This window comes from Yoonia sediminilitoris, from assembly GCF_003058085.1.
In the GTDB taxonomy this organism is placed as follows: domain Bacteria; phylum Pseudomonadota; class Alphaproteobacteria; order Rhodobacterales; family Rhodobacteraceae; genus Yoonia; species Yoonia sediminilitoris.
Window position 1 is genome coordinate 61,083 of record NZ_QBUD01000001.1, and the last position, 24,845, is coordinate 85,927.

Below are 24,845 nucleotides of genomic sequence, written 5' to 3' on the forward strand. Positions count from 1 at the left end.
GGACGAAGTTGTCGAGTCGGCTTTATCTGCGGACCTGGCCAAACAGCTTTAGCCGAATGCAGACCGCAGGATCGCTGCCATCTCGTCGGCGTCGTCTTGGGTAAAGGCGTCGGGCTGGTCGCTGTCGATATCGAAGACGCCGATCAGGGTACCGTCATTGCCCCATACCGGTAAAACCAGTTCTGACCGTGTGCTGCTTGCGCAGGCGATATGGCCGGGAAAGGCATCCACGTCAGCGACAAGCTGGACCTGTCCGGTGCGCGCCGCTGCCCCGCAGACCCCGCGTGAGAATGGAATGACCAGACAGCCGTGTCCGCCCTGATATGGGCCGATCTTCAGCAGTTCAGGCCCAACGACGCGGTAAAACCCTGTCCAGTCAAAGCGGTCATCGCTGTGGTGCACTTCGCAGGCAACGGTGGCCATCAGCGACACGATATCGTCTTCGCCTTCCGTCAGTGCGGTGATGGTCTTGGCGAGTGTCGGGTAGTCGACGGATTGCGGCATTTAGTTCTCTTTTTTTGCGTGTCTTTGCGGGTTAGGGGCGTTCAATCGCTATGGCCGTGCCTTCGCCGCCACCGATGCAGATCGCGGCGACCCCGCGTTTCAGCCCCCGCGCTTCCAGCGCGTGTAGCAGGGTCACGATGATCCGCGTTCCTGATGCGCCAATCGGATGGCCAAGTGCACAGGCGCCGCCGTTTACGTTCATCCTGTCGCGGGGGATACCCATTTCGCGCATGAAGGCCATGGGGACCACGGCGAAGGCCTCATTCACTTCCCACAGGTCCACATCCGCCACGGTCCAGCCGATTTTCGGAAGCAGCTTTTGGGCCGCAGGCACCGGTGCCGTGGTAAACCAGCCGGGGGCCTGCGCGTGGCTGGCGTGCCCCATGATACGGGCACGGATGTTGGCAGCCTGATCGGTGCCCAGTACAAGTGCCGCCGCCCCGTCTGAAATGCTGGAGGCATTCGCGGCGGTCACGGTGCCGCCCTCGCGAAAGGCGGGCTTGAGCGTTGGTATCTTGTCGGGCCGTGCCTTGGCTGGCTGTTCGTCGGCGGACACCTGTTCATCGCCGCGACGGTGGTGCAGGGTGACCGGTGTGATCTCTGCGTCAAACCCGCCGCTTTCCTGTGCAGCCAATGCGTTGGACAGCGACCCGAGCGCATAGTCGTCTTGCGCCGCACGCGTAAACTGAAACTTTTGCGCGCAATCCTCGGCGAAGGTGCCCATCAGGCGACCTTTGTCATAGGCATCCTCAAGCCCGTCAAGAAACATGCTGTCCTGCACGGTCTGGTGGCCGATGCGGGCACCGCCGCGCAGCTTGGGCAGCAGGTAGGGGGCGTTGGTCATGCTTTCCATGCCGCCTGCCACCATCACGTCGGCGCTGCCAAGCGCGATCTGGTCAAAGGCCATCATTGTGGTTTTCATCCCCGACCCGCACATCTTGTTGACCGTGGTTGCGGGCACGTCATCGCCCAGCCCTGCGGCAAATCCCGCCTGCCGAGCGGGGGCCTGACCGATGCCCGCAGGCAGAACGCAGCCCATCAGCAATTCGTCGACTGTGCCGATATTTGCATGTTCCATGGCTGCCTTGATCGCGGCACCGCCCAGTGTCGGCGCGTTAGTACCCGCAAAAACGCCCTGAAATCCGCCCATTGGCGTGCGTGCCGCGCCAGTGATGTAAACCTGTCTCATATCGTCCTCCGCTTTCGCGCAGAGTACGCCGCGCGCCGGAAAACGAAAAGCCTTCAAAGCGCCCCAATTCGATCATTCTTGGGCCGTGATCACGGGGCAATCATCGTGTCATAGCCAATAGGCTTTCCCCGGCGCTGCTTGCTATTAGCCCCCACCCTTGCAGGTGGCGTCGGGAACTTCCTCCTCGTTCCAGAATTGCGTTGCACTTGACTACGAGTGCCCTAATTTGTCCCGAAATGCGGGAGAAAAATAATGCGCGATTTTCATAAACCCGGCCGCTCTGCGGTCTTTGCCACAAATGGTATCTGCGCGACATCGCACCCGCTGGCCTCAAAAGTTGCCGTGCAAATGCTGGAGGCGGGGGGCAACGCCATGGACGCGGCCATCGCGGGCGCCGTTCTGCTTGGGTTTTGTGAGCCGCAAATGACCGGGATTGGTGGCGATTGTTTTGTGCTGATGACACCGCCGGGCGAAGATCGGGTTATCGCGCTCAACGGGTCGGGACGCGCACCCGCTGGTATTGATGCCGCCGCCCTACGTGCAAAGGGACCGGTGATTGCACCCTATTCGGCTGATGCCGTCAGCGTGCCCGGCGCGATCGATGCATTCTGTCGTTTGTCCAAGGATTGGGGCGCGCTTGGCCTGAAGGCGGTTTTGGCCCCCGCCATTCACTATGCAGAGGCGGGCATTCCTGTGGCACCGCGGGTGGCCTTTGACTGGGCGCAGTCGGTTGACAACCTGTCGGGGCAGGCCCGCGATATGTTTTTACTGGATGGTGCGGCGCCAAAGCCGGGGCAGATGTTCCGCGCGCCCAAGCAGGCCGAGGTGTTGCGCCGCGTTGCCATGGATGGGCGCGAAGGTTTCTACGAAGGTGACGTCGCCGAAGATATGGTTGCGAGCCTGAACGCATTGGGCGGGACCCATACGCTGGATGATTTTGCCGACACCGCCTGCGACTATACTGAGCCGGTGACGGGCGGCTACGGCGGGCTGGACCTGTTTGAGCATCCGCCAAACGGGCAGGGGGCGACGGCGATCCTGTTGCTGAATATCCTCAAGCATTTCAACATCGCAGGTATGGACCCGTGGGGTGCCGAACGCGCCCATATCGAAGCCGAGGCAACCAAGCTGGCCTATGATACCCGCAACCGCTTTGTCGCCGACCCCGCGTATATGACCCGGCTTGACTATATGACCGCCCCGGAAACGGCGGCAAAACTCGCCGCTCTGATCGATCCTGCCAAAGCCATGCCCGGCCATGTGCCGGGGGCCGAGGCTGTGCACAAGGATACGATTTACATCACTGTGGTGGACAAGGACCGGATGTGCGTTTCGCTAATCTATTCGGTGTTCCATTCTTTCGGGTCGGGGATTGCATCAGACAAATTCGGCGTGCTGTTCCAGAACCGCGGCGCGGGCTTCACGCTGGAAGAGGGCCACCCGAACGAGGTTGGACCGGGCAAGCGCCCGATGCACACGATCATTCCCGGACTGCTCACGAAAGATGGCAAACCCTACATGCCCTTTGGCGTCATGGGTGGACAGTACCAGTCAACCGGCCACGCGCGCTTTGTGACCAACGTGACCGACTTCGGGCTTTCCCCGCAAGGGGCGATCGACGCCCCCCGCTGTTTTGCCGAAGGGGACGTGCTGAATGTCGAAGATGGCTACAGCGACAGCGTCAAGGCCCAGCTCAGCGCGCTGGGGCACAATGTGCAGCGGCCTGAAACAGCCATCGGGGGCGCACAGGCGATCATGATCCATGACGATGGTGTGCTGGAAGCCGGCAGCGACCCACGAAAGGACGGCTGTGCAATCGGGTACTGACATGGTTCCGCCACTGCACGCTTTTGCCACACAAAGGTTGAGCGTGCAGGAATGGTCATCGTGGCTTGAAGATCCGAAGTGGAAAGCGCGGTTGATTTCGGATCTGGGTGAGCTTCTGACTGAAAGGGTGCTCATTGATCTGCCGCCATCCATGGCGACCGAAAACAATGATGCGGCGATCGAGAATTGGATCATCAGGCAATCGCAAGAGGGCACGACCTATGTTGTACAGCTTGCGGGAGCGGATCGTATTATCGGGCTGCTGATCCTCGCCCAATCCCCCGAGCGCGATGACAAAACCATACATCTGGGCTATCTTTTGGCCGAGGATGTCTGGGGCCATGGTTATGCCAGCGAGCTTGTTTTGGGTCTGACAGCGGCATTGGCAAAAGGCGCATCAATACGGCTTTGCGGCGGCGTTTCATCCAACAACCCCGCCTCTGCACGGGTCTTGAAAAAAGCAGGGTTCAGGCGGCTTGATGAAAACACACCGCAAAACACGGATTTTTACATACTGGATGTGGGGTGGTCAGCCAGCCCTGAGAGATCGCAGAAATAAGCCGATACCGCCAACCGTCAGGACCAGAATCACGATCAGGTCAAAGGCGCTCATGCGGTCAAGTTGCAGGGTCATGTTGGCAATAACCCCAAAGACCAGCGCCACAAGTGACCCGCCCGCCAATAGCCAGCCGATCCAGTTGCGCGCATTATAAAAGACAAGACCAACCCCGAACATGAAGGGGATCAGGATCATGCCGCTGGTAATCGACACGCCGCCGATCCCGAATGCCCGCGCGCCCAGCCCAAAATTAGGGCGTACCACGATACCATCCAACAGCAGATAGCCGCCGCCGATCATCATGATCAATCCAATAAGGAAACTCCCCGTTCCGCCATCCGAACCGCCCGCGCCGCGTCTTTGCATGCTTGTCTCCGTATTTTCACGCTTTGCCGTGATCAGGCAATGTGTGCGGTCATTACAGAGCCCTGTCTAGGGCAGTTTGCCCATGTCCGTACAGGGGGTTTCAGCTATTGGCCGCACTCTATGGTGTGTCATCAGGGCCGCTCGAGTGTGTCGACCGGGCCGCCTGCTTTGGTCCAGCCTCCAAAGCCGTCTTTTAGATGCGCCGCAGGAAATCCCATGTCATTCAACGTGGCGACGGTGAGTGCGGATCGCCAGCCAGAGGCGCAGTGGAAGATGAAGCGTTTGTCATCTTGGGCAAAGATGTCTTTGAAATAAGGGCTGTCGGGGTCAATCCAGAATTCGACCATCCCGCGGGGGCAGTGGAAACTGCCGGGGATCGCGCCACTACGCTGGCGTTCACGCACATCACGCAAATCAACGAAAACCACGTCAGGGTCATTCAGCATTGCTTTTGCGTCGTCTGTTTCAATCTCTTCGATGCGCGCCCGCGCGTTTGCCACCATTTCGGCGGCCGTGGTTTTGAGTTTGGGCATCTATTCCTCCTGCTTTGCCGACAATCACAGAATTTTTGCCGCGTGGACAGGCCAAATTTGCACCTTGATCAGGACAATTCAGGTGAAATCGTTGTGCCGAAGCCCGGCCACGAGTGAGGATCTGACCCGATGGGACAACCAAGGTGTAGGCCGGCAAAAAAGGGTAGAAACCGCCGCCGCAGCGCGCAGATACTTGCGCATCTCGTGTGTCCCAATCTTCTTATCTGAGCCGCTACATCTGCAAGCGACCCAGGTCAGCACCGACCGGGAATGGAAAAAAGAGAGTTAGTCGACGTCGTCGCCTGTCGGGTCGGAAAAGTCCATGGCCGCCGCGCGTGCCAATATCAGCAGCGTCGTCATGGACCCCGTGGCCAAATACACGAAAACGGCCTGAGCCGCATTGATATTTGTCAATGCGTAGAAACCAAGGGATGCCATAAGTGCAAACACACTACCGACCATCAGCGATACTACTACCATGTTCAGTGGTTCCTCCGTGTCACGATGAGTTTGCGCCTGCAAATTTGTCATCAATAAGGAGAGATTGCGCAGATTTTGAGCATCTAGATAGTGTGGTTGTTGCAAAAAGAGAAATTATGGCGGAATTTTGCCGGTATTGGGCAGAAAAGGCGGGCAATTTTTGGTTGTGCGGTCAATTCCTGTGTCGAATTTTACCTTAAAATGCGCAGACCAGAGCCCCTTTGATTCCGCGGTTCCCGCAAAGAGAATCAATTTTTGCAGAAAAACGGCCATGAAATTTCGCGAAACGCTTTTTCACGCCAGTTGCTCGGGTCCTGACCCTAGCGGACGAATTTCTTATGCTTCATCCGCTTTGGCTCAAGCGCATCTGCGCCCAGTCGCGCCTTCTTATCTTCTTCATAGTCGGTGAAACCGCCCTGAAACCATTCGACATGGGCGTCCCCTTCAAAGGCGAGGATGTGGGTGCAAATCCGGTCGAGAAAGAAGCGATCGTGGCTGATGACGACAGCGCAGCCTGCGAAATCAACCAGCGCGTCTTCGAGGGCCCGCAGCGTTTCAACATCCAGATCGTTGGTTGGTTCGTCAAGCAACAGGACATTGCCGCCGGATTTCAGCAGCTTTGCCATGTGGACGCGGTTGCGTTCACCACCGGACAACAGGCCAACCTTCTTTTGCTGGTCGCCGCCTTTGAAGTTGAAGGCTGAACAATAGGCGCGGCTGTTCATAGAAGCATCGCCAAGTTCGATGATCTCGGCACCGCCACTGATTTCTTCCCAGACGGTTGCGTCGGACGACAGCGCATCGCGGCTTTGGTCCACATAGGACAATTTCACCGTGTCGCCATAGGTTACGGTGCCTTCATCGGGGTCAAGCTGACCTGTCAGCATGGAAAACAGGGTCGATTTCCCGGCACCGTTCGGGCCGATAACGCCGACAATGCCGCCTGGAGGAAGATCAAACTCCAGCCCTTCGACCAGCAGCTTGTCACCCATCGCTTTCTTGAGCCCGTCAACCTCGATCACCTTGGACCCCAGACGTGGCCCGTTGGGAATGATGATTTGCGCACGGCCCATCTTTTCACGCTCCGACTGGTTGGCCATATCGTTGTAGGCGCTGATCCGCGCCTTGGATTTGGCCTGTCGGGCCTTTGCGCCCTGCCGCATCCATTCCAGTTCGCGTTGCAGCGTGCGCTGTTTGGATTTGTCTTCCTTGGCTTCGCGTTCGAGCCGCTTGGCCTTGGCTTCCAGCCAGCTTGAATAGTTCCCTTCGTGCGGGATACCCGACCCGCGATCCAGTTCCAAAATCCAGCCGGTGATGGCATCAAGAAAATAGCGGTCGTGGGTGACGATCAGGATCGTTCCCTTGTAGTCGATCAGGTGCTGTTGCAGCCAAGCAATCGTTTCCGCATCAAGGTGGTTGGTCGGTTCGTCCAAGAGCAGCATATCCGGCGCGTCAAGCAACAACTGGCACAAGGCCACGCGGCGCTTTTCACCGCCTGACAGAGTGGTCACATCGGCATCATCAGGAGGGCAGCGCAGTGCCTCCATGCTGATGTCGATCTGGGCGTCGAGGTCCCAAAGGTTCTGGCTGTCGATCTCATCCTGAAGCTGCGCCATTTCGTCGGCGGTTTCTTCGGAATAGTTCATCGCGACTTCGTTATAGCGATCAAGGATCGCCTTTTTGTCTGCAACGCCCAGCATGACATTTTCACGCACAGTCAAATTGGGGTCCAGTTCAGGCTCTTGCGGCAGATACCCGACGCGGGCCCCTTCGGCGGCCCATGCTTCGCCCTGAAATTCCTTGTCTTGGCCGGCCATGATGCGCATCAGGGTGGATTTACCCGTGCCGTTGACGCCGACAACGCCGATTTTCACACCGGGTAGAAAGTTCAGGCGGATGTTTTCAAAAACCTTTTTTCCGCCGGGATAGGTTTTGGATACGCCGTCCATGAAATAGACGAATTGATTGGCAGCCATGGCGAATACTCCGGGGGAAAGGAAGGTGTTGCGCCTATCTAACGACACTGTCTGCCGGTCTCAATAGGCATTGAAGCGTTTTGCCTTTGTCCTGAGGCATCGGGCAAGGGCAAAACGCCCTCGACATACTATCTTTGCAATGCATTTCCCGAAGAGTTGTAAGAAAGGTTTTTCGCGAAACGCGGTAGGCATTTAAAACCGGCAGCGTAGTTTGATTGCGGCACTATGTGCCGTTCTGAATCCAAACCTCGACACGGCGATTGATCCGGTGCTCATCTTGGGAGTTGTTACAGACCGATGGGGCGATCTCGCCGAATGCGTCAAGAAGGTCTTTTTCTTTTTCCATTGCGGTCGCCTCGCGCAATGAAAAAGCCCCGCCAATGGCGAGGCTTTCGACGTTCAGACAGTTTCGCAATTGAACTGCGACAGTTCCGCTCAGTTAACAGCGTAGTTCCACTTACTGCGGGATATCGCCTGTCAGCCCTTCAACGTAGAAGTTCATGCCAGCCAGCGTGCCGTCATCCGCGACTTCGCCATCTGAAAGCCAAACGGACCCGTCCTGTTTGTTGATGGGGCCGGTAAAGGGATGATATTCACCCGAACGCATGCTTTCGACCATCGCTTCGGCGCTTGCTTTGACCTCGGCAGGCACTGCGTCTGTGATTTCACCGATGCCAACCATACCAGGGGCGATACCGTCCCACGTGCTCGTGCTTTCCCAAGTACCATCAATGACAGCTTGGGTACGGGCTATGTAGTAGGGCGCCCAGTTATCAATGATCGATGATACCCGTGGGAAGGGAGCGAATTCCGCCATGTCAGAGGCCTGACCGAATGTCACGACATTGCCAGCAGCCTGTGCGGCGGCTTGCGGAGCTGTAGAATCGGTGTGCTGCAAAATCACATCTGCGCCCTGTTCGATCAGAACAGTCGCGGCTTCGGCTTCCTTGGCGGGATCAAACCAAGTGTAGGCCCAGACGATCTTGAATTCGACGTCAGGGTTCACTTCCTTGGCGTGCAGATAGGCAGAGTTGATACCGCGGATCACTTCGGGAATCGGGAACGAGGCGATGTAGCCGATGATGTTGCTTTCGGTCATCTGGCCCGCGATATGGCCCTGCACGGCGCGACCTTCATAGAAGCGGGCAGAATAGACGGACACATTGTCAGCCTGTTTGAACCCGGTTGCATGCTCGAACTTCACGTCCGGAAACTTGCCCGCCACATTGATCGTCTGATCCATATAGCCAAACGATGTCGTAAAGATCAGATCAGCACCGCCAAGTGCCATTTGGGTCATGACGCGTTCTGCATCGGGCCCTTCAGGAACGCTTTCCACATAGACGGTTTCAACCGCATCGCCGAAATGTTCTTCAACGGCAAGCCGCCCTTGGTCATGCTCGTAGGTCCAGCCGCCATCACCAACGGGGCCTACATAGACAAAGCCTACCTTTGTCTTTTCATGCCCGTCCGCAAACGCGCCTGTTGCAAGGCCCAGTGCAACTGCTGCACCGGCCAAAATTCTATTCATCGTCATCATTATCCCCTTGATGGTGGTCGTAAGCCTCAGCGTGAGGCATGGAAAGATTGGCCCAGTGACCCGGGCGCCCGTCCGGTCCGCATAATAACCAGAACTGCGATGGTGGCCAGATAGGGCGACATGGAAAGATACTCCACCGGAATGGCAAAGCCAGCCGCTTGCAGGTTCAGCTGCAAAACAGTCACCCCGCCAAACAAATAAGCACCCAGCAAAAGCCGCCACGGCCGCCAGCTGGCAAAGACGACGATGGCCAGTGCGATCCAGCCAGCCCCGGCGGTCATACCTTCGGTCCATTGCGGCACCCGCACAAGGCTTAGGTAGGCCCCACCAAGGCCTGCACAGGCCCCGCCAAACATGATCGCCAACATCCGCACGCGGACCACGTGATATCCCAGCGCATGCGCGGCCTCGTGGTTTTCACCCACAGCACGCAAAATCAGGCCGGCGCGGGCGTACTTCAGAAACGCCCATGTGCCAGCCACGATCAACAGGCCGACATAGACCATCGGATCATGCTGAAAAACGATTGGCCCAATGACCGGAATGTCGCCCAGCAGGGGGATATTCCAATCGGGAAAGCTTGGTGCCTTGATCCCGATATAGCCCTGACCCATCAGCGCCGACAGGCCGAGGCCAAACAGGGTCAGCGCCAGCCCTGTGGCAACCTGATTGGACAGCAAGAACTGCGTCAGGAACCCGAACAAAAGCGACAGCAGTGCCCCCCCAACGGCGGCCCCGATAAAGCCAAGCCAAGGGGAATTGGTGCCAACAGCCACAATAAACCCGCACACGGCGCCGGTGATCATCATCCCCTCAACGCCAAGGTTCAACACGCCCGCCCGTTCCACCACCAATTCACCCACGGCGGCCAGCAAAATAGGGGTCGCGGCAACCATGAGCGACGCAAGCAGAAGGATTGGATTAATTGCAGAAAAATCCATCAGGCAGCCGCCCCCGTTGCAAACCGCACGCGGTAATTTGTCAGAACATCCACTGCGAGCAGGAAAAACAACAGCATTCCCTGCATCAATTGGATCGCGGCAAGCGGCAGGCCAAGGTTGGATTGGGCGATTTCACCGCCGATGTAAGTCAGGGCCATTAACGCGCCCGCCAGCAGAATGCCCACTGGATGCAACCGGCCCAGAAAGGCCACAATAATCGCCGTGAAGCCGTAACCCACGTTAAAGTCAATACTGACCTGACCCGCAGGACCGGCCACTTCAAACAGTCCCGCCAGCCCAGCCAATGCGCCGGACAATCCCATGCAAATCAGGATTAGCCGACCGGGGTTCACCCCCGCAAAGCGCGCAGCCCGGGGGCTTTGCCCCGACAGGCGGACATGAAAGCCAAATATATGGCGCGACAGGGTGACATAGGCAAAGATGACGACGATCAGGGCCGTGACAACACCCCAATGCATGCCGCTTCCGCTGATCAGTTCAAGGTTGGCGGCGGACGGGTACTGCGCAAGGTTCCGGCTGCCGGGAAAGCCCATGCCGTCAGGATTGCGCAGCGCGCCCAGCGCCATCGAGGCCAGCAGCTGTTCTGCAACATAAACCAGCATCAGCGACACAAGGATTTCATTGGTGCCGAATTTAACGCGCAATATACCCGGTATCATCGCCCAAAGCATTCCGCCCAGCGCGCCGGCCAAAATCATCAGCGGAAAAATGATGAAGGACTCCAATGGATAGAACGCCAACCCGACAGCAGCCCCGCAAATGGCGCCAACGATATATTGCCCTTCGGCTCCGATATTCCAAATCCCGGCCCGAAAGCCAAAAGACAGGCCAATGGCGATCAACACCAAAGGCGCGCCCTTGATCAACAGTTGCGGGCGGTAATACCAGGCGAACTCGGAAAACAACGGGTCCAGAAAAATCGTGCGGATCGTCTCGAAGGGGTTTTTGCCCAGAGCCAGAAAGAGAAGCCCGCCAAAAAACATGGTCAGCACAACGGCCAGCGCGGGTGTGGCAAGAACCCAAAAACGGGATGGTTGCGGACGTTTTTCCAGCATGATCATAACAAGACCCCCAGCTTCTTATGGCCAAAAATATCCCGGGGTCCGGGGCAGCGCCCCGAAAGAGGTGTGTCATCAAGCGTCAACATGGGCCACTTCCATATCATGCGCGCCACCCAGCATCAGGCCGATCTGTTCAACCGTCAGGCCTGCGGCTGGACGGGGCGCGGACAAACGGCCCTCATTCAGGGCAGCAAAACGATCCGAGATTTCCATCAATTCATCCAGATCCTGACTGATGCAGATGACAGCAGCGCCATTTACGGCCAAATCAAGCAGCGCTTGCCTGATCGCGGCGGCGGCTGACGCATCAACACCCCACGTGGGTTGGTTCACAACCAGCACATCGGGGTCCTGCATGATCTCGCGGCCAATCACAAACTTCTGCAAGTTGCCGCCTGACAGGGACCGGGCGGTATTTTGGGGCCCGGGGGTGCGCACATCAAACGCACGAATGACAGCTTCGGCAAAGCTGCGCGCACGGCCCCAGTGCACGAATCCCTTGCGGGCAAGGTGCTGACGGGTCGTGGCGGTCATGACGGCATTCTCGGTCAGGGTCATATCGGGGGCGGCCGCATGGCCCATCCGTTCCTCAGGCGCCGCGAGCAGGCCCAGTTTGCGCCGGGCATTGGGGCCCAGTTTGCCGATTGGCGTGCCCTGATATTGGATCATCGCAGCACCTACCCGCATTTCGCCGGACAAAGCCGCGACAAGTTCGTCTTGCCCGTTACCGGCGACACCGCCGATCCCCAGCACTTCGCCCTTGCGGACCTCCAGCGAGATGTCGCGCAACGCCGTGCCGAACTGATGCGGGGCAGGGGCGTTCAGGGCATCAAGACGGACAATGATTTCACCTACGGGCCGGGCCGCTTTTTGTGGGACATGCAGTACGCTGCCCACCATCAATTCGGCCATATCACGGGCCGAAGTGTTGCGCGGGTCGCAAGTGCCGACAACTTCACCCAGCCGCAAAACGGTAGCGTTGTCACAAAGCGCGCGGATTTCCTCCAGCTTGTGCGAGATATAAAGGATCGCTGTCCCCTCTGCGCGCAACTTGCGCAATGTCTCGAACAAGATGGCAACTTCTTGCGGGGTCAGTACAGATGTGGGTTCATCCATAATCAGAAGCTTGGGATCTTGTAGCAGACAGCGAATTATCTCGACGCGCTGACGCTCACCTGCGGATAGACCGCCCACGGTGCGATCAGGATCAAGCGGCAGGCCGTATTGTTCCGACACATTGCGCACGCGGGCCGCGATATCACGCAACGGTGGCGGCTTTTCCATGCCAAGCGCGATATTTTCGGCCACGGTCATCGCGTCAAACAGGGAAAAATGCTGAAACACCATCGCCACACCGGCAGCGCGGGCGGCGCGCGGTTCGGCAGGCTGGAAAGGGATCCCATGCAGGGACATCTGGCCACTGTCAGGCTTGACCAAACCATAGATCGTTTTCACGAGGGTGGATTTGCCAGCGCCGTTCTCGCCCAGCAGCGCGTGGATTTCACCGCCCATGATATCAAAGGACACGTCCTTGTTGGCGACAACGCCGGGATAGGCTTTGGTCAGGCCAGACAGGCGCAACAGCGGGTCGGTCATGCGGTGCGGTCCTTGGTCTTTCGATTCTGCCTGTCGATCATGGAGGTTGCGACACCAAGCGCAAGGGCTGCGGGGTGTTTGCCTAACAAAGGGTCACCAATCGGGCAGGCAATGCGCGCGATTTGGGCGGGGCTATGGCCCAATGCAGCCAGCCGCGCACGAAACCGCGCCCATTTGGTCGCCGACCCTATCAATCCCACGCTTGCAAATTCATGGCGCAACAGCGCGTGACACAGGGCAAGGTCCATATCGTGACTATACGTGAGGATCAGATGGTCCGCTTGTGCGGGTGCATGTTTCGCAACCAGACTGGGGTCGGCGGCCACAAGGGTTGTCACATCAGTCCGCGGAAAGCGGTCAGCTGATGTGTCGATCCATGTGATGTCGAAATCGGGCAGCGGGGCCATGACATGTACGATGGCGCGTCCAACGTGCCCTGCGCCATAGATCCACAAGGAGGACCGAGGCGCGGGATCAAGCACATCGGCCCGTTCCCAGACAAGCGTGACAGAGCCACCGCAACATTGGCCTAATGAAGGGCCAAGCGGGATGGTGCGCTGGTCACTGCTGCGCCCGTCGGACAGCATGCACCTTGCGTCGGCAATCGCCTGCCACTCCAGCGCGCCACCGCCAATCGTGCCTTCGGTGCGGTCCGCCCAGACCAACATTTGCGTGCCGGTGTCGCGGGGGGCAGAGCCTGCCGTCCTGGCGACAGTGATGCGGACGCAATCGGTCATCCGCGTGCCCTGTCAATGGCGTTCAGGATTTCCTCTGCTGTGGCCGGGGCCTGCAAATCGGGATAATGCGGGCCACAGGCGCTGACCGCGTCCGACAGGGCCAGAAAGGCCGATATGCCCAGCATAAAAGGGGGCTCGCCCACAGCCTTGGACCGATAGATTGTCTGGGCAGGGTTCGGTGCATCCCAAAGGGCCACATTGAAAATATCGGGTCGGTCGGAACAGGCCGGAATTTTGTAGGTCGACGGCGCATGGGTGCGCAACCGGCCGCTATCGTCCCAAACCAACTCTTCAGTGGTGAGCCAGCCCGCGCCTTGCACATAGCCGCCTTCGATCTGACCAATATCCAGTGCTGGGTTCAGTGACGCGCCTGCATCGTGCACGATATCGGTGCGCAGAATACGATTTTCGCCGGTCAGCGTGTCGATCACAACCTCGGTGACGGCTGCGCCCTGGGCAAAATAGAAAAATGGCGTGCCCTCGCCCTTGATCCGATCCCACGCAAGGTCCGGGGTCTTGTAAAACCCGGTGGCCGAAAGGCTGATCCGGTTCTGATATGCGGTTTGAGCAGCTTGGGCAAAGCTGATGGTCCGGGTGCCTATGTGTACGTCACCGTTTTCAAAGCGGATGTCGTCGGGTTTTGTCTGATGCAATTGGGCAAGACAAACCGCGATACGGTCCCGGATGATGTCACAGGCATTGGCAACAGCCATCCCGTTCAGATCTGACCCGGATGACGCGGCGGTTGCAGATGTATTTGGGACCTTGGCGGTATCAGTCGCCGTGATCTTCACTTGGGCGGTATCAATGCCAAAGCGGTGGGCTGCGACCTGTGCGACTTTCTGGAACAAACCTTGCCCCATTTCAGTGCCGCCGTGGTTCATATGGACAGATCCATCCTGATAGACATGCACAAGCGCGCCAGCCTGATTAAGATGGGTCAGGGTAAAGGAAATCCCGAATTTGACTGGACTGAAAGCAATGCCCTTCTTGAGGATAGGTTCTTTCGCATTCCAACCCGCAATTCTGGCCCGTCTAGCGTGATAGTCCGAACGGGTCAGCAAACTGACGGTCAATTCATCCAGAATAAAATCCGTTACCGGCATATTGTATGGTGTCTGCTGTGGGGGCGATGGATCAAGATCCATCTTACGGTCCAGCTCGGTTCCGCTCTGCTTCTTATGGCCTGAAATATCCTCGGGGGGGCGCGTAGCGCGGGGGGCAGACAGCCCCCCTATACCCATCCTCGCATAATAGTTCCGTTGCCGCACAATGACCGGGTCAATCCCCAATTCCGCTGCGATATGGTCCATCACGCGTTCGATGCCCAGTACGCCCTGCGGGCCACCAAAGCCGCGGAAGGCGGTGGCGGATTGCATGTTCGTGCGCAACCGGTGCGACGTGATCCGTACATGGGGCAGGTGATAGGCATTGTCGGCATGCAACATCGCCCTGTCCGCCACCGGAAGCGATAGATCCATCGCCCAGCCGCAGCGGGTCATCTGCGTAAAATCAACAGCCAGCAGCTTGCCGTCCGCGTCATAACCTGCGTCATAGGCGATGCGGAAATCATGTCGCTTGCCCGTGATCATCATGTCGTCATCACGGTCATAGCGCATCTTGCAGGCATAGCCCGTCCGGCGCGCGGCAACCGCACAGGCGACGGCCAAGGCGTTGCCCTGACTCTCCTTGCCGCCAAATCCGCCACCCATGCGCCGCACTTCGCAGCGCACTGCGTGCATCGGCACCCCAAGAGCATCCGCAACCTTATGCTGAATTTCGGTAGGATGCTGGGTCGAACTTTGCACCACCATGTCCCCACCTTCCTGCGGCAGGCAAAGTGCGGCCTGTCCCTCCAGATAGAAATGTTCTTGCCCGCCCATATCGATCTGACCGGCAATCCTGTGGGGTGCGGCAGCAAGGGCGGGATCCACATCGCCTTTTGTCCATATGCGCGGGCCGTCTTCAAATAGGCTGTCGGCGGCCAGCGCTTCCTCAATTGTGAGGATCGGTTGGCGTTCGGTATATGCGATCTGGCCCAGACGGGCGGCCTTGCGCGCGTTCAGGTGACTGTCTGCAACAACAAGAAAGACGGGCTGGCCCAGATAGTGCACCTCGCCCGTTGCAAGCAAGGGCTCATCATGCGCTGACGGGGACACATCATTGGCGAATGGCAGGTCATCGGCCGTCAGGACAGCGACCACACCATCAGCCGCGCGCACGCCGCTCAGGTCCATTGCCGTGATCTGACCGCAGGCGATCGTGGCGGTACCGAACGCCAGATGCAATGTGCCCTCTGGGGTTGGGATATCGTCGATATAGCGTGCGGCACCCGTGACATGCAGCTTGGCTGCGTCATGGGGAAGTGGCTTGGCGACGGTCATGGCGCGACCTCCAGCACATTGGTTGCATGGCCTGACATTTCGGCAAAATAGCGATGCAGCAGATTGCGGGCGACGCGCATGCGGTAACTGGCTGATGCACGCATGTCGCTCATCGGGGTGTAGTCGGTTTCGAACTTTTCGGCCGCTTCCGAGATGGTCAAAGCGGTCCACGGTTGACCAATCAAAGCCGCCTCGACTGCGTTGGCCCGGTGCGGGGTGCCCGCCATGCCGCCAAAGGCAATACGCGCCCGCTGCACATGTCCGTCTTGCACAGTCACGTTAAAGCACCCGCAAACAGCCGAAATATCCTGATCGAACCGTTTCGATATTTTATAGCAGCGCAAATTCGGCGCGGTCTGTGGAATTGTGACACCCGTGACCAACTCCCCGGGGGCGCGGTCTTGCTTGCCATACTCAACAAAGAATTCCTCGATCGGCATTTTGCGAAGCTTGGGACCGTGCCGCAGATGCAGCGTGGCGCCCAAAGCAATAAGCGCGGGCGGATTGTCCCCGATTGGCGATCCATTGGCGATATTTCCGCCGATCGTGGCAGCATTGCGCACCTGCTCTGACCCGTAGCGGCGGATCAGTTCCGCATAAGACGGGTGATGCACCCGCATCGTTTCCATCAGATCGGTCATCGTGACACCTGCACCGATGGTGATCGCACCTTCTGCAAATTCAAAGTGTTGCAAATCACGACAGCGGTTCAGGAACGCGACCTTCGTCAGGTCGCGCAACTGCTTGGTGACCCAAAGGCCCGCATCCGTGGCGCCGGCAATCAGCGTGGCATCCGGGTTTGCGGCATACCATGTGGCAAGCGCATCAAGCGTTTCAGGGGCATAAGGGACTGGCGCGACCGGCAGGGCTGGATCGTCAAGCCATGCAGGGGGCGGGGCGTCCTGCGCTGTTTTTGCGGCCCTGATGATAGGCGCATATCCTGTGCAGCGACAGAGGTTCCCTGCCAGGACATCATCATGATCAGTGCGTCCTTTCAGATGCCCGGCCACCATCGAGGCAACAAACCCCGGCGTGCAAAATCCGCATTGTGACCCATGATGGGTGACCATGGCCGCCTGTACCGGATGTAGTTCGCCGTCAGGCCCGCTAACCCCCTCCACGGTCCGCACAGACTTGCCATGCAGCTGGGGCAAAAACAGAATACAGGCGTTCAGAGCGCGCGCGCCTGTGTCACCGTGGGGGTCCGTCACAACAACGGTGCAGGCGCCACAGTCGCCCTCGTTGCATCCTTCCTTTGTACCGCAAAGCCCGCGATCTTCGCGTAGCCAATCAAGCAGGCTGCGCGTGGGCGGCGCATCCAGCGTTACGGTTTCCCCATTGAGAAGAAACGTCACTTGCATGGTATTTACCTGCCGCCTTACCAGATGGTCACATCCCGTCTTTCCTGTCGATGCGGCGTAGACAGGAAAGATCTGTCAAAACAAAGCGGTCAGGCCGGGGATTTGCAAGCCCCACGGGGAAAAAAGGCACAAAATGCCGCGAAATTAATCAAACGGTACAAGGTCGTAAGATGGATCTTGATCCATCCGCCTCCTTAACCATCGTTCACCTCGATGGCGACAATCTCGCCTTTATGAAGCAAGAGATCTACCCAATCGGCCTTATCACCAAAACCATCATAGACAGTGACGAAGCTTGTTGATTTTGCCAGGCGGTCAATGCGGCGACCACATGGTTTGGTCGGGCGTGCACCACAAAAGGTGGTCTTGATCACCTCGTACGCCTCGTCCGTCGCTGAGTAGGGCCGCTTCAGCCCCACGTCGGAATAGCGAACAATTTCATGCGTGCCGACGTCTCCGAACATGACCAGCGCACCAGTGAATTGCCGCGCGCATCCATCGCGAAACCCGGTCAGAAACATCGTGCGCTTCCTGGTGCTGTCCGGCCGAGGGTCAAAGAAGCGAAAGCCTGCTGCGGATTTGACCTCTGCGCCCATGTCCGCCTTTGCAACCGTGCAATTGCGGGCAAAGGTCCCATAGGGGACAATGTCATCCTTGGTTACATCTGAGTCGCCCATCGGTGCACCGGTGCTCATGAAGGCCAAGCCTCCTGACATCGGCCCCGCACAGCCGACAAGGGCGGTCAGGCAGAAAACAGACAAGATCGCGCGCACCAAGCGACACACCCTTCATTAAAATCCCCGTTTTCATAACGAATTTTCAACGCGGCGTCTACTGTGCCAGCCACCCGGCAGGTCTCAGGCGTCCTCGACTTCAATCACGCCGCCAAGGCTGCGCAAGGCCCCCTTGATCTGCGGATTCACAGGAAAATCATCGCCCAGGTCCAACTCCACCTCACCGGGCAGCCCGTCGCCCATCAGGCAAAAATAGACCGGTCCATTGCCAGCCCGAACCCCGTCACGTTTGGCATTTTCCAGAATGCTTGCGACCGACCCGATTGCATCAGGACCGTCGATAAAGACCCGCAAGCCTGCGCCGCCCGCATCGGCAACGGCATTGTCGATGGGCGACACCGACCGCCCCAGCAGCTTGAGCTGATCGGATTCCATCGTCGCTTCGCATTGCAGCACAACCTGCGCGCCGGTCTCCAGAAAATCGCGTGACGCTTCCAGCGTGTCAGAGAACATGGTGACTTCATATTGGCCGGTCGGATCAGAAAGCTGCACAAAGGCAAAGCGGTTGCCGCGTGCTGACTTGCGTTCCTGTCGCCCAGACACGGTGCCCGCCATCTTGACAATGGCGGCCCCTCGTTCGGCCTTGGCTGTCACTTCGTCCAGCGTCAGCACCTGCTTGCGTTTGAGAGCGCCCATATAATCATCAAGCGGATGGCCGGACAGATAAAATCCAATGGCCTTGAATTCTTCGGCCAACCGTTCGGCTGGCAGCCAGTCATCCCCGCCCGCAAGGCGCGGTTCGGGCAAATCTTCACCCGCGTCCCCGAAAAGCGACACCTGATTTGATGATTTCTGGTCATGGATGGCCGCCGAATACCCGGTCAGCGCATCAAGGCTATGCATCACGCGGCGCCGGTTGGGGTCAAGCACATCAAAAGCGCCTGCACGGGCGAGCATTTCCAGCGGGCGCTTGCTGATCCGTTTCAGGTCACAACGCCGTGCAAAATCGAACAGGTTCACAAAAGGTTTGTCGCCTCGCCCCGCGACGATCAGTTTCATCGCCTCGACACCGACGTTCTTGAGCGCGCCAAGTGCATAGACCAGCTTGCCGTCAGCCACGTCAAATGTCGCTCGTGACCGGTTCACGCAAGGGGGCGTATATTCCAGCCCCAGCCCCTTTTTGACCTCTTGGAAATAGACGCCCAGCTTGTCGGTCAGGTGGATATCGCAGTTCATGACGCCAGCCATGAATTCGACTGGGTGGTTCGCTTTCAGCCACGCGGTCTGGTAACTGACCACGGCATAGGCCGCGGCGTGCGATTTGTTAAATCCGTAGTTGGCGAATTTCTCCAAGAGGTCGAAAACCTCGGCGGCCTTTTTCTTGTCGACCCCGTTTTCCATCGCCCCCTTTTCGAATTTGGGGCGTTCCTTGGCCATTTCCTCGGCAATCTTCTTACCCATGGCGCGGCGCAGCAGGTCGGCGCCGCCAAGGCTGTAGCCGGCCATGACCTGTGCAATCTGCATCACCTGTTCCTGATAAACGATGATGCCCTGCGTCTCGGCGAGGATGTAGTCAATCGACGGGTGAATGGATTCCAGTTCTTTCTGGCCGTTCTTCACCTCGCAATAGGTGGGGATATTCTCCATCGGGCCAGGGCGGTACAGGGCCACAAGGGCCACGATATCTTCGATACAGGTCGGCTTCATGCGCTTGAGCGCATCCATCATGCCGCTGGATTCCACCTGAAACACGGCGACGGTCTTGGCCGATGAATAAAGCGCATAGGATTTTTCATCGTCGAGCGGGATTGCCCCGATGTCATATTCAAACCCTTCTGGCGGCTGGTACAGTTCGGTCCCGTCCGCCGCCACATTCAAGGGGCGTCCTGCCTTGCGGATCAATTCGACCGCGTTCTGGATCACCGTCAGGGTTTTGAGGCCCAGAAAGTCGAACTTGACCAATCCCGCCTGTTCCACCCATTTCATGTTGAATTGCGTGGCTGGCATGTCGGACCTCGGGTCCTGATACAGGGGCACCAACTCGTCCAGCGGCCTGTCGCCGATCACCACACCTGCCGCGTGGGTCGAGGCGTTGCGCAGCAGCCCTTCGACCTGTTGGGCATAGGTCAGCAGGCGGTCCACGACCTCTTCGTTCTTGGCCTCTTCGCGCAGGCGGGGTTCATCTGACAGCGCCTTTTCGATTGAAACGGGCTTGACCCCTTCGACCGGGATCATCTTGGACAGACGGTCCACCTGCCCATAGGGCATTTGCAGCACGCGGCCCACGTCACGCACGGCGGCCTTGGACAAAAGCGCACCGAAGGTGATGATCTGGCCGACTTTGTCGCGCCCGTATTTTTCCTGCACATAGCGGATCACCTCTTCGCGGCGGTCCATGCAAAAGTCGATATCAAAGTCGGGCATCGACACACGTTCGGGGTTCAGAAACCGTTCAAACAGCAGCGAATAGCGCAGCGGATCAAGGTCGGTGATCAGCAAGGCATAAGCGACCAATGACCCGGCCCCGGACCCGCGGCCCGGACCAACCGGAATGGCGTTATCCTTGGACCACTTGATAAAGTCGGCCACGATCAGGAAATAACCGGGGAATCCCATCCCCTCGATAATGCCAAGTTCAAATTCGAGGCGTTTTTCGTATTCTTCCACGCTGGCGGCGTGGGGGATGACGGCAAGGCGGGCTTTCAGGCCCTCTTGCGCCTGACGGCGCAGTTCGGCGACCTCGTCATCGGCAAATTTTGGCAGGATCGGATCGCGCTTGTAGGTCTTGAAGGCGCAGCGTTTCGCGATCTCGACCGTGTTTTCAATCGCTTCGGGCAAGTCAGCAAACAGCGTCACCATCTCTTGTGGCGACTTGAAATAATGCTGCGGTGTCAGTCTGCGGCGGGGTTCCTGCTGGTCAACATAGGCACCGGCCGAAATGCAAATCAGCGCGTCATGCGCTTCGTAGATTTCGGGCTTGGGGAAATAGGCATCATTTGTGGCCACCAGCGGCAGGCCCTTGGCATAGGCCATTTCGACATGACCACGCTCCGACAGTCTTTCCGCCTCTGGCAGGCCATCACCAGGGTGGCGCTGCAATTCGACATACAGCCGGTCGGGGTAAATGACGGCCAACCGATCCATGACAGCGTCGGCCTTGGGCCGCTGCCCTTGGCGCAAAAGCCGCCCGACCGGGCCATCAGGGCCACCGCTAAGGCAGATCAAACCGTCGTGATGCTTTTGCAGATCATCCAGCGTGACTTGCGGCAACTGCCCGCCCGCATCCAGATAGGCGCAGGAGTTCAGTTTCATCAGGTTCATATAGCCCGCTTCATTCTGGGCGAGCAGGACAATGGGCGCAGGATCATCGGGGCGCTTGCCGGGTTCGGGCGTGGTATAGGCCACATCGACCTGACAGCCGACGATGGGCTGGATGCCTGCTTTGGATGCCCCTTCGGAAAATTCCAGCGCGCAGAACATATTGTTCGTGTCGGTCACTGCGACGGCGGGCATGTCCATGCCGGCGGCAAGGCCCGGCAGCTTTTTGACGGGGATCGCACCTTCCAACAGCGAATATTCGGTGTGGACGCGCAGGTGAATGAATCGGGGGGTGTCTGACATGCGCTCAGGCTAGCCTATGGGCGGGCAGGCACAAGATCACGATTGACGATCAGGGGTGATTTCGCACAGTTAGCGCAATGACTAAGCAACTTGATTCCATCTTTGGGGCCATGGCCGACCCGACGCGCCGCGCGGTGATTGAAAGGCTGGCCAGCGGGCCCGCGACCGTCAGCGACTTGCACGCCCCGCACGCAATGGCCTTGCCGACATTCATGCGGCATCTGGCGGTGCTGGAAAACGCTGGGATCGTGCGGTCGGTCAAACGCGGGCGCGTGCGCACTTGCCAGATCGAAACCGGCCCGCTGGTCGAAGTGCAGGGGTGGCTGGCGTGGCAACGCGAAATCTGGGAAACCCGCAGTGCGCCAACGCCACAACTCTAGCCGTTAATCGAGGGCCCCAAAGAACTTTTTGAGCAGGTCTTGCCACGCGGCGCTATCCAGAATGGACAGCAGCACCAGATTGATAGGTTCGCGCAGCGCGCTGCCCTGCGGAAGCGCAATTGCGTAGTTCTGTGTGTCAATCGTTAGCGGCGCAAACTTGAGGTTCGTCAGGTATTTCTTGTTCACCATATACTGAAGCGCTTCTTTGTCATGCAGCAACCCTTCAAGCTCGCCTGCGTTAAGTGCGGCCTGTGCACGCGGAAAGGACTCATAGGTAATAAGCGGAATGTCTTGCTCTTGCACCCACCGCTGTGCCTCTTGGTCGGCGACGACCGCGACCCTGTGGGTCTTCAAGTCGTCTATTGACGAAATACTGGGTTGCAGCCCCTGTAAGGTAAGGCTCGATGTGATGATCGCAGTAAAGCTTGAGATGATCGTCACACCGATAAACATCAAAAACAGCACGAATATCTGTCCGTAACGCGATTTGAGCTCAAACGGGTCGCCCTCGCCCTGAAAGATAAGGAGCGTGGCCCAGATGACCGACCGGTAAAGCCCGCCAAGGGGGCCTTCGGTGAAGAATTCATTGCCATTGCGCCGCTCGATCCACCAATAGGACGTGGCGACAACAAGCATGAAGCCGAACAGGCCCCCGATGATTAGTAGAATGTTGGATTGGAATATCCGTTTGAGCAGTTGCAGAATGTTTGTGGTTAAATTGTCGTCGGGTACGACGACACCGAATTTCGCCTGAAAATAGGGCACCGTGAAGTCGACATCCTTTTCATGGGCCAGACTGATCGGAATGTTGGCAATGGCCACGTCGATTTCTTCCTTGATCAGGGCCTTGATCAGCGTTTCCTTGTCGCCGATTTCCTCAAACGGGTAGGGCATCAGGTCAAGGTCAAGGCAGGCTGCGATCATCTTCCAAAGATCGATGTTCAACCCTTCATGGTTGCGTTGACTGCCCATGACAAATGGGGGGACAAAGCCCACACCAACCTTGAGCGTGCCATTGACCGGAGGCGGGTCGACATCAGGGCAGTAGTCCTGCGCAGTGGCCAGCGATGCGTGGCCAAGCCACAATAGCAGGGCGAAAACCCACCTCATGCGATATCCTGCGCCCGGGTGGTCAAATCGGCAAGCTGCTGCTGTGCATCTTGGGGCGTTTCAAAAACATAGTCAGGTTCAAGCGCGAGCAATGCAGCGCGGGGCGTGTAGCCCCATGTTGCTGCGGCGGTAAGGCAGCCTGCGGCCTTGCCGCATGAGATATCTGCTGTGGCGTCGCCGACGAAAATCACGTCCGATGCAGGTATCCCAAGGCCATCAGCGAACAAAATGGCCATGTCAGGGGCAGGCTTGGGTTTTGGGACATTGTCGCTGCACAAGACTGCGCCGAACCTGTGCCGTATCCCCAACCTTTCCAGTAATTCCAGTGTGCGTTCCTCATCCTTGCCGGTGGCGATGCCCATCGCGATGCCAGCGGAGTCCGCCCATTTCAGCAGGGCTGTGGCCCCTTGGTACAAGCGCACATAGGGGGCCAACTGGCGGCTGTGATGCCGGAATGGTCCGAACATTTCGTGACGCAATCCCAGCTCGTTCATGATCTGCGGAAAGCCCATGCCCAGAAACGTCTGGTAGCGTTTGAATAACGCGTCATGGTCGTGACGCTGCCCGTCATAGATTTCGTCCAGGGCAGCGGAAAAGGCCAGTTGCATGACCGGCAGGCTGTTGATCAACACACCGTCAAAATCGAATAGCAGGGCCTTTTTTTGGTGCATCATTCAATCCCCTCATCGGCAATCTGCACCTTGCTTTGCACGCCAATAAAGGTGCCAATCTCGCGGCTGAAGGCTTCGTAAATGGAAGGAATTGACAAATTGCGCTTGCGCACCAGTGTCTGGTTCATGCCCAGCAGATATTGTCGTGCCGTACAAACTTCGCGGGTCCTGCATTCCTCGGGGCCGTCATCGCCACTGATCAGGGCCAGCACCTTGTTCATTGCGACGACACCCTGTTCGATCCCTGATGTGGCCACCGTCATCAGACCACCGTCAGCCACAAAATCGGTGTTCGCCCCAAGCACCGGCAGCTTGGCCATCTGTTCGGTCCATGCAATCAGTTCCTCTGCTGGCACCGGATTGCCGTCCACCCCGCGGACCTGTTTGTAGTTGGCAATGAGTAGCATCTGGTTTGCGGCGTTTGCGGCACGCACGGATTCTTGCCACGCAGCCAGATTTCCCGCAGCGAGCGGGTCGGAAATTGGATAGATGGCGTCTGGGTTGTTCTCCCGGTATCTGCGCATCTGGGTGTTTTCGGACTGGCCAGTGACGGACCCGTCATTCAGCATTTGGATGCCCGCAACCTCGCCGTCGTCGGACACAGCCAGGTAGGACTCAGCGAGAATGCCAATGGTTTCGAACAGGGCATCATAGTTTTTGTTTTCGCGGATGCCCTGCACATTTTCGGCGCGGCCGTAGCCGTAAACCGTTTCGTCCCCGTTGATCCCTGCAAAGACGATTTCGACAGGGTGTTCACGTTGCGGCGTGTCCAGTCCAAAGTACGCGGTCACGTTTTCTTCGGGCAAATCGCAGCGCCCTTTGGCGACGTTTCTTGTCAGTGTCTCTGCCAAGGCGCGGCGCTCTGTTTCGTCGGTAAGCCGCAACTGGTTAAATCCGACAAGCGTCTGCCCCAGATCATCGACGATAATCACATAAGAAGGCGCAAAGAATGAAATGGCGATCCTGACGTCAGAGGCGGCGTTGCGGTAGAAATTGCAGTTATTCTGACCCAGAAGGTTCATATAATGCCTGCGCACCTCAAGCTTGCTTTTCCCGCCGCTCCAGTCATTGACCGCACGGTCGATCCCGGCATCAATGCTGTTTACCCACGGCATATCCGCCCCGTACGAATGCACGACCAAAATCTTGATCCGGCTGCTTTTGTGGTCCAGCACAAGGTACAGGACCGCGCCAACCCCGATGGCGATGACAAGGTATTTGGCAAATACAAAAAACCGGTTCATCGCAAAGCCT

The 24,845-nt window shown here is 58.0% G+C and carries 22 protein-coding genes; 3 read left to right on the plus strand and 19 right to left on the minus strand.

The window, feature by feature from the left end:
* Window positions 1–48 precede the first annotated feature (48 nt).
* Both msrC and C8N45_RS00320 read right to left on the minus strand, forming a co-directional pair.
* Complete coding sequence (gene msrC / locus C8N45_RS00315) at window positions 49–504, minus strand: free L-methionine (R)-S-oxide reductase MsrC (protein ID WP_108384191.1); 456 nt, start codon at window positions 502–504, stop codon at window positions 49–51.
* A gap of 31 nt (window positions 505–535) precedes the next feature.
* On the minus strand, window positions 536–1,693 hold the full coding sequence (locus C8N45_RS00320; protein ID WP_108384192.1) for a thiolase family protein: 1,158 nt from the start codon (window positions 1,691–1,693) through the stop codon (window positions 536–538).
* Window positions 1,694–1,945: 252 nt separating this feature from the next.
* Between C8N45_RS00320 and C8N45_RS00325 the strand changes: the two genes are divergently transcribed.
* The gene (locus C8N45_RS00325) at window positions 1,946–3,520 is read left to right on the plus strand and encodes a gamma-glutamyltransferase family protein (protein WP_108384194.1); all 1,575 of its coding nucleotides are present in this window, start codon (window positions 1,946–1,948) and stop codon (window positions 3,518–3,520) included.
* 1 nt (window position 3,521) lies between these two features.
* Entirely contained in the window at window positions 3,522–4,079 is a 558-nt protein-coding gene (locus tag C8N45_RS00330) for a GNAT family N-acetyltransferase (RefSeq protein WP_168769368.1), read from the plus strand.
* Here the strand turns inward: C8N45_RS00330 and C8N45_RS00335 are convergent.
* From C8N45_RS00335 to dnaE, 14 genes are all read right to left on the minus strand, one after another.
* Window positions 4,050–4,445: a hypothetical protein gene (locus tag C8N45_RS00335; RefSeq protein WP_108384197.1), complete on the minus strand. Its 396-nt coding sequence runs from the start codon at window positions 4,443–4,445 to the stop codon at window positions 4,050–4,052. The two genes, C8N45_RS00330 and C8N45_RS00335, sit on opposite strands and share 30 nt — an antisense overlap.
* Window positions 4,446–4,576: 131 nt before the next feature.
* Complete coding sequence (locus C8N45_RS00340) at window positions 4,577–4,978, minus strand: rhodanese-like domain-containing protein (protein ID WP_108384199.1); 402 nt, start codon at window positions 4,976–4,978, stop codon at window positions 4,577–4,579.
* Between the two features lie 285 nt (window positions 4,979–5,263).
* Window positions 5,264–5,458: a hypothetical protein gene (locus C8N45_RS00345; protein WP_133175913.1), complete on the minus strand. Its 195-nt coding sequence runs from the start codon at window positions 5,456–5,458 to the stop codon at window positions 5,264–5,266.
* A gap of 320 nt (window positions 5,459–5,778) precedes the next feature.
* Window positions 5,779–7,434 carry an energy-dependent translational throttle protein EttA gene (ettA, locus tag C8N45_RS00350; protein WP_108384203.1) on the minus strand — a complete coding sequence of 552 codons (1,656 nt, stop codon included), beginning with the start codon at window positions 7,432–7,434 and terminating at the stop codon, window positions 5,779–5,781.
* A gap of 223 nt (window positions 7,435–7,657) precedes the next feature.
* Window positions 7,658–7,780, minus strand: a complete 123-nt coding sequence (locus C8N45_RS23855) for a hypothetical protein (RefSeq protein WP_258792927.1) — start codon at window positions 7,778–7,780, stop codon at window positions 7,658–7,660.
* Window positions 7,781–7,891: 111 nt separating this feature from the next.
* Window positions 7,892–8,971 carry a BMP family ABC transporter substrate-binding protein gene (locus tag C8N45_RS00355; RefSeq protein ID WP_108385059.1) on the minus strand — a complete coding sequence of 360 codons (1,080 nt, stop codon included), beginning with the start codon at window positions 8,969–8,971 and terminating at the stop codon, window positions 7,892–7,894.
* Between the two features lie 29 nt (window positions 8,972–9,000).
* Window positions 9,001–9,915: an ABC transporter permease gene (locus C8N45_RS00360; protein ID WP_108384205.1), complete on the minus strand. Its 915-nt coding sequence runs from the start codon at window positions 9,913–9,915 to the stop codon at window positions 9,001–9,003.
* The gene (locus tag C8N45_RS00365) at window positions 9,915–10,997 is read right to left on the minus strand and encodes an ABC transporter permease (protein ID WP_108384206.1); all 1,083 of its coding nucleotides are present in this window, start codon (window positions 10,995–10,997) and stop codon (window positions 9,915–9,917) included. The genes C8N45_RS00360 and C8N45_RS00365 overlap by 1 nt, the downstream gene beginning before the upstream one ends.
* A 72-nt stretch (window positions 10,998–11,069) precedes the next feature.
* A complete protein-coding gene (locus tag C8N45_RS00370) occupies window positions 11,070–12,593 on the minus strand; it encodes an ABC transporter ATP-binding protein (RefSeq protein ID WP_108384208.1) in 1,524 nt (507 codons plus the stop codon).
* Window positions 12,590–13,330, minus strand: a complete 741-nt coding sequence (gene xdhC, locus C8N45_RS00375) for a xanthine dehydrogenase accessory protein XdhC (protein ID WP_108384209.1) — start codon at window positions 13,328–13,330, stop codon at window positions 12,590–12,592. Before xdhC ends, C8N45_RS00370 begins: the two co-directional genes overlap by 4 nt.
* On the minus strand, window positions 13,327–15,714 hold the full coding sequence (gene xdhB / locus C8N45_RS00380; RefSeq protein ID WP_108384211.1) for a xanthine dehydrogenase molybdopterin binding subunit: 2,388 nt from the start codon (window positions 15,712–15,714) through the stop codon (window positions 13,327–13,329). Before xdhB ends, xdhC begins: the two co-directional genes overlap by 4 nt.
* Window positions 15,711–17,075: a xanthine dehydrogenase small subunit gene (locus C8N45_RS00385; RefSeq protein WP_108384213.1), complete on the minus strand. Its 1,365-nt coding sequence runs from the start codon at window positions 17,073–17,075 to the stop codon at window positions 15,711–15,713. The genes xdhB and C8N45_RS00385 overlap by 4 nt, the downstream gene beginning before the upstream one ends.
* A 194-nt stretch (window positions 17,076–17,269) precedes the next feature.
* Window positions 17,270–17,770, minus strand: coding sequence for a hypothetical protein (locus tag C8N45_RS00390; protein ID WP_133175914.1), 501 nt, complete (start codon window positions 17,768–17,770; stop codon window positions 17,270–17,272).
* Between the two features lie 162 nt (window positions 17,771–17,932).
* The gene (gene dnaE, locus C8N45_RS00395) at window positions 17,933–21,430 is read right to left on the minus strand and encodes a DNA polymerase III subunit alpha (RefSeq protein WP_108384216.1); all 3,498 of its coding nucleotides are present in this window, start codon (window positions 21,428–21,430) and stop codon (window positions 17,933–17,935) included.
* Window positions 21,431–21,507: 77 nt separating this feature from the next.
* On the opposite strand from dnaE, the gene C8N45_RS00400 reads away from it, so the two are divergent.
* A complete protein-coding gene (locus C8N45_RS00400; RefSeq protein WP_108384218.1) occupies window positions 21,508–21,810 on the plus strand; it encodes an ArsR/SmtB family transcription factor in 303 nt (100 codons plus the stop codon).
* Window positions 21,811–21,813: 3 nt separating this feature from the next.
* On the opposite strand, the gene C8N45_RS00405 is transcribed toward C8N45_RS00400, so the two are convergent.
* The 3 genes from C8N45_RS00405 to C8N45_RS00415 are packed head-to-tail and all read right to left on the minus strand — an operon-like array spanning window position 21,814 to window position 24,835.
* Window positions 21,814–22,920 carry a transporter substrate-binding domain-containing protein gene (locus tag C8N45_RS00405; RefSeq protein ID WP_108384219.1) on the minus strand — a complete coding sequence of 369 codons (1,107 nt, stop codon included), beginning with the start codon at window positions 22,918–22,920 and terminating at the stop codon, window positions 21,814–21,816.
* Window positions 22,917–23,594: an HAD family hydrolase gene (locus tag C8N45_RS00410; RefSeq protein ID WP_108384221.1), complete on the minus strand. Its 678-nt coding sequence runs from the start codon at window positions 23,592–23,594 to the stop codon at window positions 22,917–22,919. Before C8N45_RS00410 ends, C8N45_RS00405 begins: the two co-directional genes overlap by 4 nt.
* Window positions 23,591–24,835 (minus strand): hypothetical protein, encoded by a 1,245-nt coding sequence (locus tag C8N45_RS00415; protein WP_108384222.1) that lies wholly within the window; start codon window positions 24,833–24,835, stop codon window positions 23,591–23,593. The genes C8N45_RS00410 and C8N45_RS00415 overlap by 4 nt, the downstream gene beginning before the upstream one ends.
* Window positions 24,836–24,845: the final 10 nt, after the last annotated feature.

Excerpts from the sequence above, each read along its gene's own strand:
- msrC (WP_108384191.1), bottom strand. The coding sequence starts at position 504 with ATGCCGCAATCCGTCGACTACCCGACACTCGCCAAGACCATCACCGCA.
- C8N45_RS00320 (WP_108384192.1), bottom strand. The coding sequence starts at position 1,693 with ATGAGACAGGTTTACATCACTGGCGCGGCACGCACGCCAATGGGCGGA.
- C8N45_RS00325 (WP_108384194.1), top strand. The coding sequence starts at position 1,946 with ATGCGCGATTTTCATAAACCCGGCCGCTCTGCGGTCTTTGCCACAAAT.
- C8N45_RS00330 (WP_168769368.1), top strand. The coding sequence starts at position 3,522 with ATGGTTCCGCCACTGCACGCTTTTGCCACACAAAGGTTGAGCGTGCAG.
- C8N45_RS00335 (WP_108384197.1), bottom strand. The coding sequence starts at position 4,445 with ATGCAAAGACGCGGCGCGGGCGGTTCGGATGGCGGAACGGGGAGTTTC.
- C8N45_RS00340 (WP_108384199.1), bottom strand. The coding sequence starts at position 4,978 with ATGCCCAAACTCAAAACCACGGCCGCCGAAATGGTGGCAAACGCGCGG.
- C8N45_RS00345 (WP_133175913.1), bottom strand. The coding sequence starts at position 5,458 with ATGGTAGTAGTATCGCTGATGGTCGGTAGTGTGTTTGCACTTATGGCA.
- ettA (WP_108384203.1), bottom strand. The coding sequence starts at position 7,434 with ATGGCTGCCAATCAATTCGTCTATTTCATGGACGGCGTATCCAAAACC.
- C8N45_RS23855 (WP_258792927.1), bottom strand. The coding sequence starts at position 7,780 with ATGGAAAAAGAAAAAGACCTTCTTGACGCATTCGGCGAGATCGCCCCA.
- C8N45_RS00355 (WP_108385059.1), bottom strand. The coding sequence starts at position 8,971 with ATGACGATGAATAGAATTTTGGCCGGTGCAGCAGTTGCACTGGGCCTT.
- C8N45_RS00360 (WP_108384205.1), bottom strand. The coding sequence starts at position 9,915 with ATGGATTTTTCTGCAATTAATCCAATCCTTCTGCTTGCGTCGCTCATG.
- C8N45_RS00365 (WP_108384206.1), bottom strand. The coding sequence starts at position 10,997 with ATGATCATGCTGGAAAAACGTCCGCAACCATCCCGTTTTTGGGTTCTT.
- C8N45_RS00370 (WP_108384208.1), bottom strand. The coding sequence starts at position 12,593 with ATGACCGACCCGCTGTTGCGCCTGTCTGGCCTGACCAAAGCCTATCCC.
- xdhC (WP_108384209.1), bottom strand. The coding sequence starts at position 13,330 with ATGACCGATTGCGTCCGCATCACTGTCGCCAGGACGGCAGGCTCTGCC.
- xdhB (WP_108384211.1), bottom strand. The coding sequence starts at position 15,714 with ATGACCGTCGCCAAGCCACTTCCCCATGACGCAGCCAAGCTGCATGTC.
- C8N45_RS00385 (WP_108384213.1), bottom strand. The coding sequence starts at position 17,075 with ATGCAAGTGACGTTTCTTCTCAATGGGGAAACCGTAACGCTGGATGCG.
- C8N45_RS00390 (WP_133175914.1), bottom strand. The coding sequence starts at position 17,770 with ATGAGCACCGGTGCACCGATGGGCGACTCAGATGTAACCAAGGATGAC.
- dnaE (WP_108384216.1), bottom strand. The coding sequence starts at position 21,430 with ATGTCAGACACCCCCCGATTCATTCACCTGCGCGTCCACACCGAATAT.
- C8N45_RS00400 (WP_108384218.1), top strand. The coding sequence starts at position 21,508 with ATGACTAAGCAACTTGATTCCATCTTTGGGGCCATGGCCGACCCGACG.
- C8N45_RS00405 (WP_108384219.1), bottom strand. The coding sequence starts at position 22,920 with ATGAGGTGGGTTTTCGCCCTGCTATTGTGGCTTGGCCACGCATCGCTG.
- C8N45_RS00410 (WP_108384221.1), bottom strand. The coding sequence starts at position 23,594 with ATGATGCACCAAAAAAAGGCCCTGCTATTCGATTTTGACGGTGTGTTG.
- C8N45_RS00415 (WP_108384222.1), bottom strand. The coding sequence starts at position 24,835 with ATGAACCGGTTTTTTGTATTTGCCAAATACCTTGTCATCGCCATCGGG.